At 65.9% G+C, this 18341-nt stretch carries 17 protein-coding genes; 9 read left to right on the forward strand and 8 right to left on the reverse strand.

Annotated features, from left to right (window positions below):
- The 4 genes from phnL to E1N52_RS33105 all read left to right on the forward strand — a co-directional run bounded on the left by phnL (position 1) and on the right by E1N52_RS33105 (position 4558).
- Positions 1-771 (forward strand): phosphonate C-P lyase system protein PhnL, encoded by a 771-nt coding sequence (gene phnL, locus E1N52_RS33090; RefSeq protein ID WP_205965704.1) that lies wholly within the window; start codon positions 1-3, stop codon positions 769-771.
- Between the two features lie 46 nt (positions 772-817).
- Complete coding sequence (locus E1N52_RS33095) at positions 818-1951, forward strand: alpha-D-ribose 1-methylphosphonate 5-triphosphate diphosphatase (protein ID WP_133187832.1); 1134 nt, start codon at positions 818-820, stop codon at positions 1949-1951.
- 478 nt (positions 1952-2429) lie between these two features.
- Positions 2430-3197, forward strand: a complete 768-nt coding sequence (locus E1N52_RS33100) for an ABC transporter substrate-binding protein (RefSeq protein WP_133187834.1) — start codon at positions 2430-2432, stop codon at positions 3195-3197.
- Between the two features lie 245 nt (positions 3198-3442).
- Positions 3443-4558, forward strand: a complete 1116-nt coding sequence (locus E1N52_RS33105; RefSeq protein ID WP_133187836.1) for a succinylglutamate desuccinylase/aspartoacylase family protein — start codon at positions 3443-3445, stop codon at positions 4556-4558.
- A gap of 89 nt (positions 4559-4647) precedes the next feature.
- Here the strand turns inward: E1N52_RS33105 and E1N52_RS33110 are convergent, their stop codons facing one another.
- Positions 4648-4908, reverse strand: coding sequence for a hypothetical protein (locus E1N52_RS33110; protein ID WP_133187838.1), 261 nt, complete (start codon positions 4906-4908; stop codon positions 4648-4650).
- A 151-nt stretch (positions 4909-5059) separates the two neighbouring features.
- On the opposite strand from E1N52_RS33110, the gene E1N52_RS33115 reads away from it, so the two are divergent.
- Positions 5060-6238, forward strand: coding sequence for a porin (locus E1N52_RS33115; protein ID WP_133187840.1), 1179 nt, complete (start codon positions 5060-5062; stop codon positions 6236-6238).
- Between the two features lie 172 nt (positions 6239-6410).
- Here the strand turns inward: E1N52_RS33115 and E1N52_RS33120 are convergent, their stop codons facing one another.
- Positions 6411-6752: a zinc ribbon domain-containing protein YjdM gene (locus tag E1N52_RS33120; protein WP_133187841.1), complete on the reverse strand. Its 342-nt coding sequence runs from the start codon at positions 6750-6752 to the stop codon at positions 6411-6413.
- Positions 6753-6919: 167 nt separating this feature from the next.
- On the opposite strand from E1N52_RS33120, the gene E1N52_RS33125 reads away from it, so the two are divergent.
- Entirely contained in the window at positions 6920-7336 is a 417-nt protein-coding gene (locus E1N52_RS33125; RefSeq protein ID WP_133187842.1) for a DUF6232 family protein, read from the forward strand.
- A 55-nt stretch (positions 7337-7391) separates the two neighbouring features.
- On the opposite strand, the gene E1N52_RS33130 is transcribed toward E1N52_RS33125, so the two are convergent.
- Positions 7392-9845 (reverse strand): glycogen/starch/alpha-glucan phosphorylase, encoded by a 2454-nt coding sequence (locus tag E1N52_RS33130; RefSeq protein ID WP_133187843.1) that lies wholly within the window; start codon positions 9843-9845, stop codon positions 7392-7394.
- A 603-nt stretch (positions 9846-10448) separates the two neighbouring features.
- Here E1N52_RS33130 and E1N52_RS33135 point away from each other — a divergent pair.
- Complete coding sequence (locus tag E1N52_RS33135; RefSeq protein WP_133187853.1) at positions 10449-11801, forward strand: MFS transporter; 1353 nt, start codon at positions 10449-10451, stop codon at positions 11799-11801.
- Between the two features lie 68 nt (positions 11802-11869).
- Here the strand turns inward: E1N52_RS33135 and ltaE are convergent, their stop codons facing one another.
- Together ltaE and E1N52_RS33145 are read right to left on the reverse strand one after the other, a co-directional pair.
- Positions 11870-12874 (reverse strand): low-specificity L-threonine aldolase, encoded by a 1005-nt coding sequence (gene ltaE / locus E1N52_RS33140; protein WP_133187844.1) that lies wholly within the window; start codon positions 12872-12874, stop codon positions 11870-11872.
- A 163-nt stretch (positions 12875-13037) separates the two neighbouring features.
- The gene (locus E1N52_RS33145) at positions 13038-13760 is read right to left on the reverse strand and encodes a peptidoglycan DD-metalloendopeptidase family protein (protein WP_133187845.1); all 723 of its coding nucleotides are present in this window, start codon (positions 13758-13760) and stop codon (positions 13038-13040) included.
- A gap of 290 nt (positions 13761-14050) precedes the next feature.
- On the opposite strand from E1N52_RS33145, the gene E1N52_RS33150 reads away from it, so the two are divergent.
- Positions 14051-14371: a hypothetical protein gene (locus E1N52_RS33150; RefSeq protein WP_028202694.1), complete on the forward strand. Its 321-nt coding sequence runs from the start codon at positions 14051-14053 to the stop codon at positions 14369-14371.
- Between the two features lie 130 nt (positions 14372-14501).
- On the forward strand, positions 14502-15314 hold the full coding sequence (locus E1N52_RS33155) for a DUF2968 domain-containing protein (protein ID WP_246089315.1): 813 nt from the start codon (positions 14502-14504) through the stop codon (positions 15312-15314).
- Here E1N52_RS33155 and E1N52_RS33160 read toward each other — a convergent pair whose 3' ends face one another.
- The 3 genes from E1N52_RS33160 to E1N52_RS33170 form a co-directional block, all read right to left on the reverse strand.
- Positions 15315-16238: a dihydrodipicolinate synthase family protein gene (locus tag E1N52_RS33160; protein WP_246089316.1), complete on the reverse strand. Its 924-nt coding sequence runs from the start codon at positions 16236-16238 to the stop codon at positions 15315-15317.
- Between the two features lie 17 nt (positions 16239-16255).
- Positions 16256-17983 (reverse strand): IlvD/Edd family dehydratase, encoded by a 1728-nt coding sequence (locus tag E1N52_RS33165; protein WP_133187847.1) that lies wholly within the window; start codon positions 17981-17983, stop codon positions 16256-16258.
- 129 nt (positions 17984-18112) lie between these two features.
- Positions 18113-18341: transposase (locus E1N52_RS33170; protein ID WP_133184843.1), on the reverse strand; the 229-nt coding region annotated here is incomplete at its 5' end.

Raw genomic sequence — 18341 nt, forward strand, 5'->3', positions numbered from 1 at the left:
ATGACTCTGAACTCATCACCGGGCACGCGCGCGTTCCTCGAAAGACCGGCGCTCATGCTGCGCGCCGAAGACGTGCGCAAGACCTTCACGCTGCACGGCCAGGGCGGCATCGGCATCGAAGCGCTCGCGGGTGTTTCGCTCGACGTCGAGCGCGGCGAATGCATCGTGCTGGTCGGGCCCTCGGGCGCGGGCAAGAGCACCTTCCTGCGCTGCCTGTATGGCAACTATTTCGCCAGCGGCGGCTCGATTGCGATCCGCGACGAGGGCGCGCCGCTCGAGCATCTTGAGATCACGGGCGCAGCGCCTCACGACATCCTGCGCCTGCGCCGCAACGTGGTGGGCTACGTGAGCCAGTTTCTGCGCGTGATTCCGCGCGTGAGCGCGCTCGACATCGTGGCCGCGCCGCTCGTTTCGCGCGGCGTGGAGGAAGACGAAGCACGCGAGCGCGCGCAAACTCTGCTTGCACGCCTGAACGTCCCGCAGCGCCTCTGGCCGCTCGCGCCCGCCACGTTTTCAGGCGGCGAGCAGCAGCGCGTGAATATCGCGCGGGGCTTGATCGCGCAGCACCGCGTGCTCTTGCTGGACGAGCCCACGGCCTCGCTCGACGCGGAAAACCGCGAAGTCGTCGCGAGCCTGATTGGCGAAGCGCGCGAGCGTGGCGCAGCGATCGTCGGCGTATTCCACGACGAGGACACGCGCGAGCGCGTCGCCACACGCGTACTCGAACTCAGCGCGCCGCGCGCGCAAGCGCCGCTCAGCGCCGCAGCCTGAAACCCGCCTGAACGGCGTAAACCGATATTTGATACGGAGCCTGACGATGTTGATCAAGAACGCTCGCATCGTGACGCGAGACGAAGTTTTCACCGGCACGCTAAGCGTGGAAGACGGCAAGATCCGCGACATCTCGCGCGGCTCGACCGCCGCGCCCGAAGCCGAAGACTGGGAAGGCGACTTCCTGCTGCCCGGTCTCGTCGAACTGCACACCGACAACCTGGAAAAGCACCTCGCGCCGCGCCCCGGCGTGCACTGGAACACCGACGCCGCGTTCGTGATTCACGACGCGCAGATCGCCGCCGCCGGCATCACCACGGTATTCGACGCGCTGGCCATCGGCACGCGCCTCGCCGTGGGCGTGCGCGGCCGCGAAGTGCAGCTCGCGAGCGCCAAGGCGCTCACGCGCTTTTCCGAGCGCAACCTGCTGCGCGCCGAGCACTTCCTGCACTTGCGCTGCGAGATCGCCACCGAAGACGTGATCGAGCTGTTCGACACGCTGAGCGACCACCCGCTGCTGCGCCTCGCCTCGGTGATGGACCACACGCCGGGCCAGCGCCAGTGGCACGATCGCGAGCAATGGCGCAAATTTCAGGAGCGCCACGGCAAGTGGACCGACGAGCAGACGAACACGATGCTCGCCGAAATGGCGACCGAGCAGGAACGCTACGCCGACGCGCACCGCCTCGAAATCGTGCAGCGCTGCCGCACGCGCAACATCCCGCTCGCGAGCCACGACGACACGCTCGTGGAGCACGTCGAGCAGGCCGCCGCCGAAGGCATCGTGCTCGCCGAATTCCCGACCACCCGCGTGGCCGCCGAGGAAGCGAAAAAGCGCGGCATCGCGACGATCATGGGTGCGCCGAACGTGGTGCGCGGCGGCTCGCACTCGGGCAACGTTTCCGCGCTGGAACTGGCGCAGGCCGGTTTGCTCGACATCCTGTCGTCCGACTACGTGCCGTCGAGCCTGTTGACCGCCGCATTCGATCTCGTGACCAAGGCCGACTGGACGCTGCCTCGCGCGCTCGCCACCGTCTCCTGGGAACCTGCCAGCAAGTCGGGCCTGCACGACCGCGGCGCGATCGAGCCGGGCCTGCGCGCGGACTTCGTGCGGGTGACGATGCTCGATTCGCTGCCCGTGCCGCGCGCGACGTGGCGCGCGGGCGTGCGCGTGGTCTGACGTCGTCCACGCGGTGCAGCCGATGCGTCTGCTGCACCGCGACAAAAACGGCGCGCCGTCTGGCCCCATTCGGACCGAAAACCAACGGCGCGCCGTCGATTCGATTTCAATTTCCATTCATACCGCTGACGATGCCGCGATCATGCGGCATCGCATTCTTCCGACTGTTGCGGCAGAGCATCGCGCAGACCATCCCAAGCCCCCCGCAACAGCCGCTCCGCATGGGCCTGTCCGCCTTGCCTGACAAGGCTTTGCGTTAAATCGTACAAGCGCACGGGCGTACACTTACCGAGCCCCTTTCCCGCCATCCGGTATTACACTAGCGACGCAGCAATTTTGACCTGGTAAGCTTGCCCGCGCTTCGCTGGCCGCAGGCTGGCGGGTCCAACAATAATCCGGCGCGAGCCGCGCCGGGAAATGCGCCATGGCGGCACAACCGCACGCGGCGCGCCCTGAACCATCTCGAGGAGTACCCATAGTGAAGAAACTGCTTGCCACCCTCACGGTTGCCCTGCTCGCCGTCTCGGCCGGCGTCGCCCACGCGAAGGACTGGTCCACCGTGCGTTTCGGCGTTGACGCCAGCTACGCACCGTTCGAATCCAAAGCACCCGATGGCAAGCTGGTCGGCTTCGACATCGACCTCGGCAACGAAATCTGCAAGCGCCTGAACGCCAAGTGCGTGTGGGTCGAGCAAGACTTCGACGGCATGATCCCGGGCCTGAAGGCCAAGAAGTTCGACGGCGTGCTCTCGTCGATGACGATCACCCCGCAGCGCGAGCAGCAGATCGCCTTCTCGGCGAAGCTGTTCAACACGCCGACGCGCCTCGTCGCCAAGAAGGGCTCGAGCCTCGCTCCGACGGCTGACTCGCTAAAGGGCAAGTCGGTTGGCGTCGAGCAAGGCACGATCCAGGAAACCTACGCGAAGGAAAACTGGGCACCGAAGGGCGTGAACGTCGTTCCTTACCAGAACCAGGACCAGGTCTACGCCGACCTGATCTCGGGCCGTCTGGACGCAGCGCTGCAGGATGAAGTGCAAGCGGATCTGGGCTTCCTGAAGACGCCGCGCGGCGCTGGCTTCCAGTTCGCCGGCAAGGAAATCCCGACGGGCGCTGCCGCTATCGGCCTGCGCAAGGAAGACGCCGACCTGAAGGGCAAGATCGACAAGGCTATCGCCGACATGATCAAGGACGGCACGTACAAGAAGATCGAAGCCAAGTACTTCGACTTCGACGTGTACGGCGGCTAAGCTCCAAATCGCGCCGGCGCTGCATGACGGCGCGCGAAGCCCGGGCTTTCCGCCCGGGCTTTTTCGTTTCCGGAGTTTTATTTCGGATTCCCTATTTTCATGACGATGCCGCAGATGCGCACGGGCGTACTGGTTCCGGCGGCGCGTCGAATCGGCTAAGATCGGTCTACGGCCCCTGCGTGTGCTAACGGGGCCATCGTTCACTCCAACACCTTTTGCGGGCCGCCGCGCCTCGCGCACCCATCATGCAAACCCGAAACCACCCGTTGATCGCGCCCGCCCTCGGTACCGCGCGGGAACTTGCCAGTTTCCACTACGGCAAAGCCGGCGGTCCGAAGGTCTACATCCAGTCCTCGCTGCACGCCGACGAACTGCCGGGCATGCTCGTCTCGTGGGTGCTGCGCCGCAAGCTCGAGGAGCTGGAAGCTGCGGGCCGCCTTCGCGGCGAGATCGTGATCGTGCCGGTGCCCAACCCCGTGGGCCTGAATCAGCACTGGCTCGGGCATATGATCGGCCGCTTCGAGTCGAACACGGCGCAGAACTTCAACCGCAATTTCCACGAGCTCACCGCGCTCGTGCTGCCCAACATCGAAGCGCGCCTCGGGTCCGACGAAGCCGCCAACCGCACGACCATCCGCGCGGCCATGGGCGAAGCGCTGGCCGCGCAGAAGCCGAGGACCGAACTCGATTCGATGCGCCTCGCTCTCCAGCGCCTTTCGTACGACGCCGACATCGTGCTGGACCTGCATTGCGACTGGGAAGCCGCCATGCACATCTACACGAACCCCGAGCTGTGGCCCGAAGTCGAGCCGCTCGCGCGCTATCTCGACGCCAAGGCGTCGCTGCTCGCGCTCAACTCGATCGGCAATCCGTTCGACGAAATTCACAGCTTCTGCTGGTCAGAGCTGCGCGAGCACTTCGGCACGCGCTTCCCCATTCCGTACGGCTCGATTTCGGTAACGGTCGAGCTGCGCGGCCAGCGCGACGTCTCGCACGAACTCGCCGAGCACGACGCGCAAGCCATCGTCGACTATCTGATCGGGCGCGGCGTGATCGAAGGCACGGCCGCGCCGCTGCCGCCACTCGCCCACGCGGCCACGCCGCTCGCGGGCACGGAGCCGATCGTGGCGCCTGCCAGCGGCGTGCTCGTGTTTCGCGTGGATTGCGGCACGTGGGTGGAACGCGGCGCCGCAATTGCCGATGTCATCGACCCGCTCGCCGACACCGTGACGACCCTGCACGCGGGCGTGAGCGGCGTGATGTACGCACGCCATAGCGCGCGCTTTGCCACGGCCGGCATGGAAGTCGCGCGCATTGCCGGCGAAAAACCCATTCGCAGCGGATCGCTTCTCTCGCTGTAACCTGCAACGCTTTACCGTAAAAAGGCTCGCATCACGGATGCGAGCCTTTTTTCATGGGCGATTCCCGTTATTTCATTTATTTCGGGTAACTAATTTTCTACTTTCATGAATCGATGGCAATCAGCCATGTAAAGCGCGCATTGATCGGCCGTTAATGCGCCCTTGAGATCAATCAAACCCAGCTTGAAGCGAGATTCAAAAGATCCATTAACCCGGCAAATAGAAGAAAGCTTAGAAAAAAATTTTATAAGGCCGATTGCCGCAGCCCAGCCTTTCAAATTGACAGGTAAATCGCCCGCAAAGCCAATAACGACGGGCTTCGGGCGCCGTTCACCCCGGGTGCAACCCATGTGTAGCGTCCGCACAACAGAATGACGACATTTTCCCTACAAAGCCTTACTGTCACATTCCTTTCGTTATCGACCCTTAAATTGCAGCCCGTCGTATTGACCGGCCCATAAGAGGCCGGAGTAGTCATCTTTCCTTTACCCGGAGAAACAGTTGAATAAGAAAATTCTGACCACCGCTATTCTGGCCTCGATCGCAGGCGTTGCCCACGCACAAAGCAGCGTGACGCTGTACGGCGTGATCGACGCGGGTGTGAATTACATCAGCAACGTGAAGAACTCGAACGGGACGACCGGCAGCTCGCATCAGGTCTCGTACGGTGACGGCGTGGCGCAAGGCAGCCGTTGGGGCCTGCGCGGCACGGAAGACCTGGGCGGCGGCCTGAAGGCGATCTTCGTGCTCGAAAACGGCTTCAACAGCGGTAACGGCACGGCAGGTCAAGGCGGCGCGATGTTCGGCCGTCAGGCATTCGTCGGTCTGACGCAATCGAACATCGGTTCGCTGACGTTCGGCCGTCAATACTCGCTCAACACGGACATTCTCGGCTCGCAGTACTCGACCGGTGGCAACACGGTTTCGGGTAACTGGGCATACCACTTCAACGACATCGACCAGCTGACGTCGAGCCGCATCAACAACGCGGTCAAGTTCCAGAGCGTGAACTTCGCGGGCTTCACGTTCGGCGCGTTGTACGGCTTCTCGAACTCGACCTCGTTCGCCGGCGCACCGGCAACGGGCACGACGGCCAACCCGATCGCCGGTTCGTCGCGCGCGTACAGCTTCGGCGCGAACTACGGCTACGGCCCGTTCAGCATCGGCGCTGCCTACTTCAACCAGACGTACCCGGGCCAGACCACGCCGTCGACCTCGACCACGATTTCCAACGTGACGCAAGGCACGCTGCGCGACCTGCGCTCGTTCGGCGTTGGTGGCCGTTACATCGTCGGCCCGGCAACGCTGTGGGCCCTGTGGACCAACACGCTGCTCTCGCCGATCGCTGGCTCGTCGACGCTCTACAACGCGTACGAAGCAGGCGGCAAGTACGCCTTCACGCCGGCTCTGTCGGCTGGCCTCGGCTACACGTACTCGCGCACCTCGGGCAGCCAGACGGCTCACTGGAACCAGGTCAACGCTTCGCTTGACTACGCGCTCAGCAAGCGCACCGACGTCTACGGCCTCGTGTCGTACCAGGACGCATCGGGCACGCTGACGGGCAGCTCGACGAAGGTTCAGGCGCAGATCGGTGACTCCGGCTCGAACATTTTCCAGCCGTCGGGCACGGGTTCGCAGGATCAAGTCGCGGTTCGCGTCGGTATCCGCCACAAGTTCTAAGCAGCCGCATTACGCAGCAACGTTACGCAACAGCGGCAGCCGGCGACTCATAGCGCCGGCTCTGCTCGGCGCGCGGCAGCTCACGCTGCACGCCGCGCCTTACCGGACGGGGCATCCCTTGGGATGCCCCGCTTTTTTTTGGTTCATCGCGGTCGATGCGCGACGCCCGTTGTCACGCCTTCTTGACGAATTCCGATTTAAGGCTCATGGCGCCGAAGCCGTCTATCTTGCAATCGATATCGTGGTCGCTGTCCACCAGCCGGATGTTCTTCACTTTGGTGCCCATCTTGATCACGCCGCCCGAACCCTTGAGTTTCAGGTCCTTGATGACCGTGACGGTATCCCCGTCCTGAAGGACATTGCCGGCCGAATCGCGATACACCTTGCCCGCTGCTTCTGCCGGGGCGGTGGCTTGCGCCGACCATTCATGCGCACACTCCGGGCAGACGTAGACGTCCCCATCTTCGTAGGTGAACTCGGAATTACATTTCGGACAGCGTGGCAGTGCGCTCATGGAGAATCCCTGGTGCCGACGGGGGCATTAAAAGCGCGCAAGTATAGCGGCTCCGGCACGTTGCCTAGCCTGGCAAGCGTCCGGACTGCGACGTTATGTCCGTGGCGGCCCCGCCCTGGCCCCGCTTCTGGTACGCTGCGCTCTCTCACCTCGCAGCTATCGAACCGATGGAACTCCCTTTCAACGAAGCCGCCGTTTCGGTCACGCGCAACGCGCTTTCCGCAGCCGGCCAGGTCTTCCCCATGCGCGACATCGAGGACGTGCGCATCGTCATCGGGCGGCGCAGCCGCGTCGTGCCGATCGCGATTAGCCTGGTCGGTGCCGCCGGCGCTGTCGTGGGCGGCGTGCTCGGCTCGGCGTCCGGTCTCGCGTGCGGCGTGATGGTGATCGTGGTGGGCTGGCTCGCGTGGCTCTGGCAGGAAGCCGTGCACCGGCTTTATGTCGTGACGGGCGGAGAATCGCGCGAGGCCGTCACGAGCCTTGACCCGGCATTCCTCGAACGCGTGCAGGAAGCCGTGCGCACCGCCAAGGCCGCGCAAGCGGCGCAGGCCGAGGGCGGCACGACGCGGCCCGCAGCGCCCTGATTCCGCCGGAAATACATCCGCAAGCACAGCCGTAAGCACCGCGGGCGCTCGCCCCTCACTCCATCTCGATCGACTTCACGTGCCAGATATCGCGGGCGTACTCCGCGATGGCACGGTCCGAAGAGAATTTCCCCATCCCCGCCACGTTTTCGATCGCGCTCGCGGTCCACGCAGGCACGTCCATGAAGCGCTGGTCGGCGGCGTCCTGTGCCTCGATAAAGGCCGAGTAGTCGGCCAGCACGAGGTAGTGGTCGCCCCAGTCCACGAGCGTGTGGAAGATGTCTGTGTAGCGTGCCGAATCGTGCGGCGAGAAGAAGCCCGTGCGGATCTGGTCGAGCGCGCGGCGCAGCTCGGCGTTTTCCTCGTACACCTGGCGCGGCCGGTAGCCCGCGCAACGCAACTGGTCGACCTGGTCCGACGTGTGGCCGAAAATGAAGATGTTGTCCTGCCCCACGGCCTCGCCGATTTCGATGTTCGCGCCGTCCAGCGTGCCCATGGTGAGCGCGCCGTTGAGCGCGAGCTTCATGTTGCCGGTGCCCGACGCTTCGGTGCCCGCCGTCGAGATCTGCTCGGACAGGTCCGCCGCAGGAATCAGCATCTCGGCCACGCTCACGCCGTAGTTCGGCACGAACACCACCTTGAGACGTTCGCCCACCACGGGATCGTTGTTGATCTTCGTGGCCACGTCGTTGATGAGGTGGATGATCATCTTCGCCATGCGGTACGCCGAGGCGGCCTTGCCCGCGAACAGCACGACGCGCGGCACCCAGTCGCGCTCCGGCGCTTCGAGAATGCGGTTGTAGCGCGTGATCACGTGCAGCACGTTGAGCAACTGGCGCTTGTACTCGTGAATGCGCTTGACCTGCATGTCGAACAGCGCGTCGGGATTGAAGACGATGCCCGTGCGCTGCAGGGCGCGGTGTGCGAGGCGCACCTTGTTGCTGCGCTTGGCCGCTCGGAACGCGGCTTCGAACGAAGCGTCGCCGCGCAGCTTGCGCAGCGCGCCCAGCTCGAAGAGATCGCTGCGCCAGCGCGGCCCGATCGCTTCGTCCACGAGACGCGCGAGCGGCGGGCTCGCCTGCGCGAGCCAGCGGCGCGGCGTGATGCCGTTGGTCACGTTCGTGAAGCGGTCGGGAAAGAGGCGCGCGAAGTCGGCGAAGATATCGCGCGTCATCAGTTGCGAGTGCAGCTTCGAGACGCCGTTCACCTTGTGGCTCGCCACGATCGCGAGATAAGCCATGCGCACGCGTCGCTGACCGTATTCGTCCACGAGCGAGATGCGGCGGATCAGGTCGAGATCGTGCGCGCCGCGGTCGCTCGCTTCGCGCAGGAACGCCGCGTTGATGTCGAAGATGATTTCGAGGTGGCGCGGCAAGAGGCGCGCCAATAGTTCGATGTCCCAGGTTTCCAGCGCTTCGGGCATCAGCGTGTGGTTGGTGTACGAGAACACGCGCCGCACGTGGCCCATCGCCTCGTCCCACGGCAGATGATGCACGTCCACGAGCAGGCGAATCAGTTCGGGAATGGCCAGCACCGGGTGCGTGTCGTTCAGGTGCACCGCGACCTTTTCGGAGAAGCGCCCGAACGTGCTGTGCGTGCGCAGATAGCGGCGAATCAGGTCCTGCATCGTCGCGGAGACGAAGAAGTATTCCTGGCGCAGACGCAGTTCGCGCCCGGCCATCGTCGAGTCGTCGGGGTAGAGCAGCCGCGAGACGTTCTCGGAAATATTGCGCGCTTCCACCGCGCGCTGATAGTCGCCCTGGTTGAACGCCGAGAGATTGAGTTCTTCATCCGCGCGCGCGGACCACAGCCGCAGCGTGTTGGTCGCGCTCGTGTCGTAACCGGGAATGACCGTGTCGTACGCCATGGCGTTCACATGCTGCGTGTCGACCCATTCCACATTGCCGTTGCGCTGCATGGTGCGCCCGCCAAAATGCACGGGATACTGCACCTCGGGCCGCGGAAACTCCCACGGATTGCCATAGCGCAGCCAGTAGTCGGGCGCTTCTACCTGTTCGCCGTTCACGATCTGCTGGCGGAACATGCCGTAGTCGTAGCGAATGCCATAGCCGAAGCCCGGAATGCCGAGCGTCGCCATCGAATCGAGAAAGCACGCCGCGAGCCGGCCGAGACCGCCGTTGCCGAGCGCCGCGTCGGGCTCGAAGTCGAGCACCGTGTCCATGTCGACGCCCACGCTCGCCAGCGCCTCTTTCATCTGATCGTGTATGCCGAGCGCGATCAGCGCGTTCGAGAACGTGCGGCCGATGAGAAATTCCATCGACAGGTAATAGACGCGTTTGACGTCCTGATCGTACTGGCGGCGCGTGGTGATCATCCAGCGCTCGACGAGCCGGTCGCGCACGGCGAGCGCCGCGGCGTGCAGCCAGTCTTGCGGACGGGCCGTCACGGCGTCCTTGCCGACACCGTACATCAGGCGATTGGAGAGGGAACGGCGCAGCGCTTCGACGCTGCTTTGCAACTGATCGAACTCGAGACCGATGGCTGTCATCTACTGACTCCTGTCGACCGCACCTGGTGCAGAGCGCCTGGTGCGGTCCCACGCAAAGCGCCGGAAATGGCGGCGCGCCCATAAAAGGTGCAGGGCGCGCGGTTGTTCTGGGCCTGCGCCGCACGTGGCGGAACGGGAAGATGACGCATCGGCGCCGCGGCGCAAAAGGCCGGCGCCGCTCGCCAGCGAGCGCAGATCAATTTGCAGAGTAGTGCATTTTCAAATGGCGTGCGGCGGCGCGCCATCCGGGCGCGGAGCGCGGCCGCCAGCCACGCGGAACCCGCCGCCCGCCTCGATCCCTTGCCATGCGGAGGGTTGCGCGCGCGCTGCGCGGCGCCACGCCTGCGCGTGACGGGCTTGGCGGTTAGTTGCGATATGCTGAGCCGCGATGACGATCGAGTGCCACCCAAAGCCTTACAGTCACCCCACACCCTGAGGCGTCCCCTGCAGAACCGGGCGGGCTCTGTAACAATCGCAAAATTCGTCCGCGCGGCCCGCGCCGCAGCCTTCATCGTCCATCCGCCCGAGACTGTCTTGTCCGAAACCTTTTCCGCGGCGCGCGAAACCCGCAATACCAGCGAAATCGAGCCCCCCGACGCGCCCATGTCCGCGAAGAACCGCCGCGCCATGGGCGCGGTGATGCTCGCCGTTGCGCTCGCAACGCTCGACACCGCCATCGCCAACACCGCGCTGCCAGCTATCGCCACCGACCTGCACGCGGCCCCCGCCGCCTCGGTGTGGATCATCAACGCGTACCAGCTCGCGATGGTCGCCACCCTGCTGCCGCTCGCCGCGCTCGGCGACATCATCGGCCACCGGCGCATCTATATCAGTGGCCTCGCGATCTTCACGGTCGCATCGCTTGCCTGCGCGCTCGCGCCCACGCTCACCGCGCTCGCCGGGGCGCGCGTGCTGCAGGGGCTGGGCGCGAGCGCCATCATGAGCGTGAACACGGCGCTGATCCGCTTTCTGTACCCGCCGCACCGGCTCGGGCGCGGGCTTGGCATGAACGCGCTGATCGTCGGCGTTTCGTTCGCCGTGGGTCCGACCATGGCCTCGCTGATCCTCTCCGCGGGCACATGGCCGTGGCTCTTCGCGATCAACGTGCCGCTCGGCGTGCTCGCGCTCGTGTTCGCGCTGCCCGCGCTGCCGCAGACGGCGCGCGGCAAGCACGCCTTCGACCCCGTCGCGGCGGTGCTCAACGTGATCACCTTCGCGGCGCTGATCTTCGCGCTCGGCGAGGCCGCGCAGCGCGCGCCCGGCATCGAAGTGGGCATTGCGGCCGTCGTGGCGCTGGTGTTCGGCGCGCTGCTGATCCGGCGCGAGGCCGGGCATCCCGCGCCCATGCTGCCCGTGGACCTGTTCCGCCGGCCGGTTTTCGCGCTTTCTTCAGTCACCGCGATCTGCTCGTTCGCGGCACAGGGCCTTGCGTTCGTTTCGCTGCCGTTCTATTTCGAGACTGTGCTGATGCGCAGCCAGGTGGAGACCGGCTTCCTGATGACGCCCTGGCCCGTGGTCGTGGCCGCCGCGGCGCCCATTGCGGGGCGCCTCTCCGACCGCTATCCGCCGGGCCTGCTCGGCGCGATCGGGCTCGCCATTCTCTCTGCGGGCATGGCGTCGCTGGCGCTGCTGCCCGCGCATCCCACGGTGACGGATATCGTCGTACGGATGGCGATCTGCGGCGCGGGCTTTGGCTTTTTCCAGTCGCCCAACCTGCGGGCGATCATGGCGAGCGCGCCGCCCGAGCGCAGCGGCGGCGCGAGCGGCACCATCGCGGTCTCGCGTCTGCTCGGGCAGACCACGGGCGCGGCGCTGGTGGCGCTGTGCTTCGGGATCGTGGGCCGGCACGGCCCGACGCTCGCCTTGGGCCTTGGCTGCGCCTTTGCGGGCGCGGCGGCCATTGCGAGTGGGCTACGGCTGTTCGCGCCGTCGCACCGGGCGGTGCAGCGCGGGTGATGCGGGCGGCTGAAGTCTGAGGCAAAGGCGCGCGGGAAAAGCGCGCCTTTTCCAGCACATCGACCGGCTTATCGCGCGAAGTAGCCCTTCACCGCCGCCACGAACGTGTCGATATCGGCGGCTGTCACGTCGAGGTGCGTGACGAAGCGCGACGCGTACAGCATCTGCGTGAGGATGCCGCGCTCCTTGAGATACGCCTCCAGCGGCGCGCAGTGTTCCTGCGGGAACTGCACGAACACCATGTTCGTGGCCTGCGACATCACCTTCACCTGATCGATCTGCGCGAGACCGGCGGCGAGACGCGCGGCGTTCGCATGGTCGTCGGCGAGACGCGCGACGTTGTGATCGAGCGCGTAAAGGCACGCGGCCGCGAGCACGCCCGACTGGCGCATGCCGCCGCCCAGCACCTTGCGCCAGCGATGCGCAGCGTCGATGAGCGCGCGGCTGCCCACCAGCACCGACCCCACCGGCGTGCCCAATCCCTTCGAAAAGCAGATCGACACCGAGTCGAAGCCCGCCGTGATCGCCTCGAGCGACTGGCCCGAGGCGACCGCCGCGTTGTACACGCGTGCGCCATCGAGGTGCGTGGCGAGACCGCGCTCATGCGCGAGCTGCGTGGCCTTCGCGACGTAATCCGCCGGCAGGACCTTGCCGCCAATGGTGTTTTCGAGCGCGAGCAGGCGCGTGCGCGCGAAGTGGTCGTCGAGCGGCTTGATCGCCGCGGCGATGCGCTCGAGCGGGATCGAGCCGTCTTCGGCATTGTCGAGCGGCTGCGGCTGGATGCTGCCCAGGACGGCTGCGCCGCCACCCTCGTACTTATAGGTGTGGGCCGCCTGGCCGACGATGTACTCGTCGCCGCGCGCACAATGCGCCATCAGCGCGGCGAGGTTGCTCTGCGTGCCGCTCGGGAAGAAGAGTCCCGCCTCCTTGCCCGCCTCTTGCGCCACGCGCGCCTGCAGGCGCAGCACGGTCGGGTCGTCGCCCCACACGTCGTCGCCGGTTTCGGCGCGGGTCATGGCGGCGAGCATGTCTTGGCTCGGACGGGTGACGGTGTCGCTGCGCAGGTCGATCATTGCGATGAAATCCTCGTGGTTAAAGCACGCGCGGGACGGACTGGCGCGCACCTGGTCGGGCGCGCGCTGCGCGGCGTGGGAACCATCGAGTGTATTTTCAAACGGCGGCCCAGCGCAATGCCGGGCCGGGCCGGGCCGGGCGCGAGGCGCGCTTGCGTCGTGCCTAGTGCGCGAGCAGCGGCAGCGGATCGACGGGCTTGCCGTCGCTACGGACTTCGAACTGAACGCCGCCCGAGCCCATTTCCGCGATCGGCTGGCCTTGCGAGACGGCGTCGTCTTCCTTCACGAGCAGCTTGCCGTTGCGGCCGTAAGCCGTCACGACCTGGTCGTTGTGCTTGATGATCACGAGCGGCCCGTACGCCTCGATACCCGTGCCCGCGTAGACCACGCGGCCAGCGGCAGCGGCCTTGACCTCCTCGCCGGGCGTGCCCCCGATCACGATGCCGGTAGATTTGCCCGGCACGAAGCGCTGCAGGATCGGTCCGCGCGCGGGCCACGCGAGCGCGATCGTGGGCGCGACGGGCGCCGGCATGGCCACGCCGGCGGCGGCGGGCGCGCCGCCAGGCATCTGCGCCTGCGGCGCAGCCGTTGCGTAGTTGGGCGGAGGCGCTACACGCAGCACCTGGCCTGGCAGGATCTGGGCGTTGGCGGAAGGCAGCTGGTTCCAGCTCGCGATGTCCTGCGGACGCTGGCCGAAGGCCCCGGCCACGCGCGAGAGCGTGTCGCCCGGATTGACGCGGTAGTAGCCCGCGGGCACGCCGCTCGTGGACACGGGGGGCGCGCTTTGGGACTCCCAGGGCGCAAAAGTGCTGCTACAGGCGCTGCAGACGAGCGTGAGGGCGGCCAGCGCCGCATACGCGCCCGGGTTTCGCCGTTGTCGTTTCATCTTGCTGTTCCTCGCTTGGTCCTCGCGTATGACGCAAAAATACGCATGTGGAGTGCGCGGCGGGCCGCAGGCGTTCGCTTGCGCGCCACATTCCGCGCGAATGAAGACGGAATAAGCCGGAAATGGCGAACGTCCCCCATTATATCGTTCATGCTCCAACCGCCTTTTTTCGCCGGCATGCTCGCCCGGCCTGCGTTTGCGCGGGTCAACGCCTATACTGGTTCACGCGTCACCCGATAATCAGATGAAAGGCCTCTCGCTGCAGTCCCATGGCCCTGAGGGATCCGAGAATGAACAAAGCCACCTTTCTTTCGCTGCAGCTCAACGTCGAAGATGTCACGTCGTCGCCGGGCCTCGTCGAATTGTTGAACAACCATCTCATCTTTGCGGCCGACGTGGCCGAAGCCGCCGACGAACTGGTCCAGCACGCCAGCATCGCACGGCTTTCCGGCGCCACCCAGGCGTCCGTGGAAATTCCCGCCGTAGTCATCGAGCGCTTGCGCGATGCGCTCGACACGCTGAGCGGCTATGACGAAACCTGGCTTTTCGCGCTCGAGCCCGGCCGTGCGCTCTTCGACGACATCGCACGCCGGCCTCGCCTGCTTCACTAGTACGCGAACCCGGAGCGGACGGCGCCCTACCCGCATCGCCCGCCCCATTTGCCTGCGCGCCGGCGCCTGCATGCCACGCTGCCGCGCGCGGAGCGCCTTGTTTTTGGCGCGCCAAACTGGGGGAACCGCCGTGAAATCCATTCTGAACCGCCGTAACACCGCGCTTTCCGGCGCGCCATCACGAATCCTGGCCGTTGCCCATGATGCCGCCACGCAGCGCGCCGTCGCAAGCGAAGCCGCGAGCCGCGTTTCGCAATCCGTGCCCGAGCCCACCGTTACGCCGCCCGAGGCCCCCGTCGAGGTCGAGTCCCGCGCGGAGCCGGCCGCAGGCGCGGCCGTGCCGTCCGAAGGCGCCGGCGGACCTCGGCCAGTGTCCACGCTCCATCCGGTGCCGGTCATGCCCGCGCACCTGAACGGCCGCCCGGTGCAGATCGCCGATGGCGCCGCATTCGAAGCGCTCCATGCCGCCGACGAGTTGATGACCTTTCGCGTCTATCGCTGCTTCGCCTATACGGTCAGCCTGTTCTTCCATCCGCCCACGCTCGGCTACTTCGTCGCGCTCCATCAGGAAAGCGTACTGTGGCGCGCGCTGAAAGCCAACGACCTCGACGCAGCCGGCTCGGCATTTCACCTGATGCAGGAGCAAGCCACGCGCCTCGCCGACGGCGAAACGCGCCGCGTGCAACTCGTCGCGCAAAATGCGGAGCTCACGAGGCAGATCGAGGAGTCCGAAGCCCAGGCCGAACGCCTGCGCGTGGACCTGCAGCGCCATGCGGAACAGGAGCAGACGGTGACGGGCCGCCAGCATCAGGTGCGCAAGGACGTGGCGCAGCTGGAGGCGCAGCGCATTGCCGCGCAGGCCCAGTTGAACAAGGCGCACCGGGCGCTGCATCAGCTCAAGGTCGCGACGAGCGAGGGCGTGCCCCATCTGCATGCGCGGTGATCACGCAAGCGGGCCCAGTTGCCGCGCGAATCGCCGGGCGGCTTCGAGGCCGAAGCGGGTCGGCGCCAGCTTCACGTCGCGCTCATGGTCGACGTCGATGCCCATGCGCCACGCCGCAATGCGCTTGCCGTAGCAAATCAGCGTATCGAGCGACTGCATGACGAAGACGATGGCGGGCAGCACCTGCTGGTACAGGGCTTGCGCCCGCTCGATGTCGCCTGAGCAATACGCGGCATAGACCTGCTGCTGCCAGTCGAAGCAGTCGGGCGCGACGATCATCCCCGCACAGCCCGCGCGCAGGTTGTCGAGCAATTCCAGGCCGCCGCGGCCGTTGAGCACGGGCATCAGATCGCCGATCTGCGCGATCGTTTCGGCAATCGTCACCGCAGGGCCTTCGCCCTTGAGCACACGAAAGTTCGGGCATTGCGCGGCAAGCGCGCGCAAACTGCCCGGCGAGAGCCCGACACCCAGATACTCCGGCGCGTTCTGTATGCCGACCGTCACGTCGAGCCCCGCCATCACGTCAGCGAAGAAGTCGAAATAGAACGATTCGGGTTGCGCAGGCTCGCCTTGAGCGCGCACGGGAGGCTGGAGGATCAGCCATGCCGCGCCGCGCTCGATCGCGTGTTGCGCGAATTCGCGCTGCGCCTGAACCGTGGGACCGCTCACCGTGACGGCGAGCGGCAGCGCGCCGCCGCTGTCCTCCTGCGCCCAGTCGATCACCTGCTCGCGTTCGGCGCGCGAGAGCTTGTTGACCTCGGTCGCGAGCCCGAGCATCGCGATGCCCGGCGCGCCGCCGCGCACGGCCGCTTCGACCTGGCGCCGCATGGCGGCGCGGTCGAGGCGGTTATCGCGATCGAAGAACGCATAAAGGATCGGGTAGATGCCGGCAATTGCGCCGGCGGCTTTGACTGGCGCGCTCATCGCGTGCTCCGGCATGATCAGTGGGAGTCGCGCGGCACGGCCGCACCGCTCGCGCCGACCAGAAAGTCCAGATCGGCGCCCTTGTCGGCCTGCAGCACGTGCTCGACGTAAAGCCGGTAATAGCCGCGCTCGGGCAGTTCGGGCGCCGTCCACTCCGTCTTGCGGCGCGCGAGTTCTTCGTCGGAGACTTCCAGATGCAGGCGCCGCGCTGCGACGTCCAACTCGATCATGTCGCCCGTGCGCACGAGCGCGAGCGGACCGCCCGCCGCCGCTTCGGGCGACACGTGCAGCACGACCGCGCCATACGCCGTGCCGCTCATGCGGCCGTCCGAAATGCGCACCATGTCGGTAATGCCCTTTTGCAGCACCTTCTTCGGCAGCGGCATGTTGCCGACCTCGGCGAAGCCCGGATAGCCCTTGGGCCCCGCGCCTTTGAGGACCATGATGCAATGCTCGTCGATATCGAGCGAAGCGTCGTCGACCTTCGCGTGCAGTTCCTCGACGTTCTCGAACACCACCGCGCGGCCGCGATGACGCAACAGCGCGGGCGTGGCGGCCGAAGGCTTGATGACCGCGCCGTCGGGTGCGAGGTTGCCCTTGAGCACGGCGATGCCGGCTTTGGGCTTGAACGGTTGCGCAAATGAAGTAATGACTTCGGCGTTGTAGTTCGGCGCGTCGGCCACGTTTTCCCAGATGGTTTTGCCGTTGACGGTCAACGCGTCCCGATGCAGCAGCCCTTGCTCGCCCAGTTGCCGCAGCACCGCAGGCAGGCCGCCGGCGTAATAAAAATCCTCCATCAAATAATGGCCCGATGGCTGCAGATTCACGAGGCACGGAACATCGGAGCCGAGTTCCCAGTCGTCGAGCGAAAGCGGCACGCCGATGCGCCGCGCGAGCGCAATCAAATGCACGACGGCGTTGGTCGAGCCGCCGATGGCCGCGTTGGTGCGGATCGCGTTTTCGAACGCCGCGCGGGTGAGGATCTTCGACATCGTGAGGTCCTCGCGCACCATCTCGACAATGCGCCGCCCGGCGAGTTGCGCGAGCACCTGGCGGCGTGCATCGACAGCGGGAATGGCCGCGTTGTGCGGCAGCCCCATGCCCAGCGACTCGACCATCGAGGCCATCGTGGACGCCGTGCCCATGGTCATGCAGTGGCCGCGCGAGCGGTTCATGCACGACTCCGCCTCGACGAATTCGGCCTGCGACATCGTCCCCGCGCGCACTTCCTCCGACATCTGCCACACACCCGTGCCCGAACCGATCTCATGGCCCCGGAAACGCCCGTTGAGCATCGGGCCGCCCGAGACAGCGAGCGCGGGCAAGTTGCACGACGCCGCGCCCATCAGCAGCGCAGGCGTGGTCTTGTCGCAACCGACGAGCAGAATCGTGCCGTCGATCGGATTGCCGCGAATCGACTCTTCGACGTCCATGGAGGCGAGGTTGCGAAACAGCATCGCGGTGGGCCGCAAGTTTGATTCGCCGAGCGACATGACGGGAAATTCGAGCGGCAGACCGCCGGCTTCGTACACGCCTTTTTTCACGTACTCCGCGAGTTCGCGAAAATGCGCGTTGCACGGCGTGAGTTCCGACCACGTATTGCAGATGCCGATGACGGGGCGGCCGTCGAACGCGTCGTGTGGGATGCCCTGATTCTTCATCCACGAGCGGTGAATGAAGCCGTCCTTGTCGGCTTTGCCGAACCAGGCCTGGCTGCGCAAGGGCTTGCGGGGGGAGCGGGTCATGGCGGGGCGTCTCCTGTAGCGGTGCAACTGTCAGGGAAACTGCCGCCCGATCATAGGAGTGGGAAGTGTCTGAATTTTTGTGTGCAAGGCAGATAAAAACCTGCCGTCTGGCAGGTCATCAATTGCATTCTACAAATGATTCCTGGTGAAGCGATCCTCGTAGAGGATCGCGAACTGGTTCATCGCGGCTTTCCAGTCATGTGCGGCACGGCTCCAGTCAGCCGTGATATTGCGCAAGGCCAGCCACAGCAGTTTGGTCGCGGCCTCGTCCGTGGGGAAGTGCCCACGCGTCTTGACGATCTTGCGTAGCTGGGCGTTCACGCTTTCAATGGCGTTGGTCGTGTAGATCACTTTGCGC

Origin of the sequence: Paraburkholderia guartelaensis (genome assembly GCF_004353905.1) — a bacterium.
GTDB lineage: Bacteria > Pseudomonadota > Gammaproteobacteria > Burkholderiales > Burkholderiaceae > Paraburkholderia > Paraburkholderia guartelaensis.

Excerpts from the sequence above, each read along its gene's own strand:
- phnL (WP_205965704.1), top strand. The coding sequence starts at position 1 with ATGACTCTGAACTCATCACCGGGCACGCGCGCGTTCCTCGAAAGACCG.
- E1N52_RS33095 (WP_133187832.1), top strand. The coding sequence starts at position 818 with ATGTTGATCAAGAACGCTCGCATCGTGACGCGAGACGAAGTTTTCACC.
- E1N52_RS33105 (WP_133187836.1), top strand. The coding sequence starts at position 3,443 with ATGCAAACCCGAAACCACCCGTTGATCGCGCCCGCCCTCGGTACCGCG.
- E1N52_RS33110 (WP_133187838.1), bottom strand. The coding sequence starts at position 4,908 with ATGGGTTGCACCCGGGGTGAACGGCGCCCGAAGCCCGTCGTTATTGGC.
- E1N52_RS33120 (WP_133187841.1), bottom strand. The coding sequence starts at position 6,752 with ATGAGCGCACTGCCACGCTGTCCGAAATGTAATTCCGAGTTCACCTAC.
- E1N52_RS33125 (WP_133187842.1), top strand. The coding sequence starts at position 6,920 with ATGGAACTCCCTTTCAACGAAGCCGCCGTTTCGGTCACGCGCAACGCG.
- E1N52_RS33130 (WP_133187843.1), bottom strand. The coding sequence starts at position 9,845 with ATGACAGCCATCGGTCTCGAGTTCGATCAGTTGCAAAGCAGCGTCGAA.
- E1N52_RS33135 (WP_133187853.1), top strand. The coding sequence starts at position 10,449 with ATGTCCGCGAAGAACCGCCGCGCCATGGGCGCGGTGATGCTCGCCGTT.
- ltaE (WP_133187844.1), bottom strand. The coding sequence starts at position 12,874 with ATGATCGACCTGCGCAGCGACACCGTCACCCGTCCGAGCCAAGACATG.
- E1N52_RS33145 (WP_133187845.1), bottom strand. The coding sequence starts at position 13,760 with ATGAAACGACAACGGCGAAACCCGGGCGCGTATGCGGCGCTGGCCGCC.
- E1N52_RS33150 (WP_028202694.1), top strand. The coding sequence starts at position 14,051 with ATGAACAAAGCCACCTTTCTTTCGCTGCAGCTCAACGTCGAAGATGTC.
- E1N52_RS33160 (WP_246089316.1), bottom strand. The coding sequence starts at position 16,238 with ATGAGCGCGCCAGTCAAAGCCGCCGGCGCAATTGCCGGCATCTACCCG.
- E1N52_RS33165 (WP_133187847.1), bottom strand. The coding sequence starts at position 17,983 with ATGACCCGCTCCCCCCGCAAGCCCTTGCGCAGCCAGGCCTGGTTCGGC.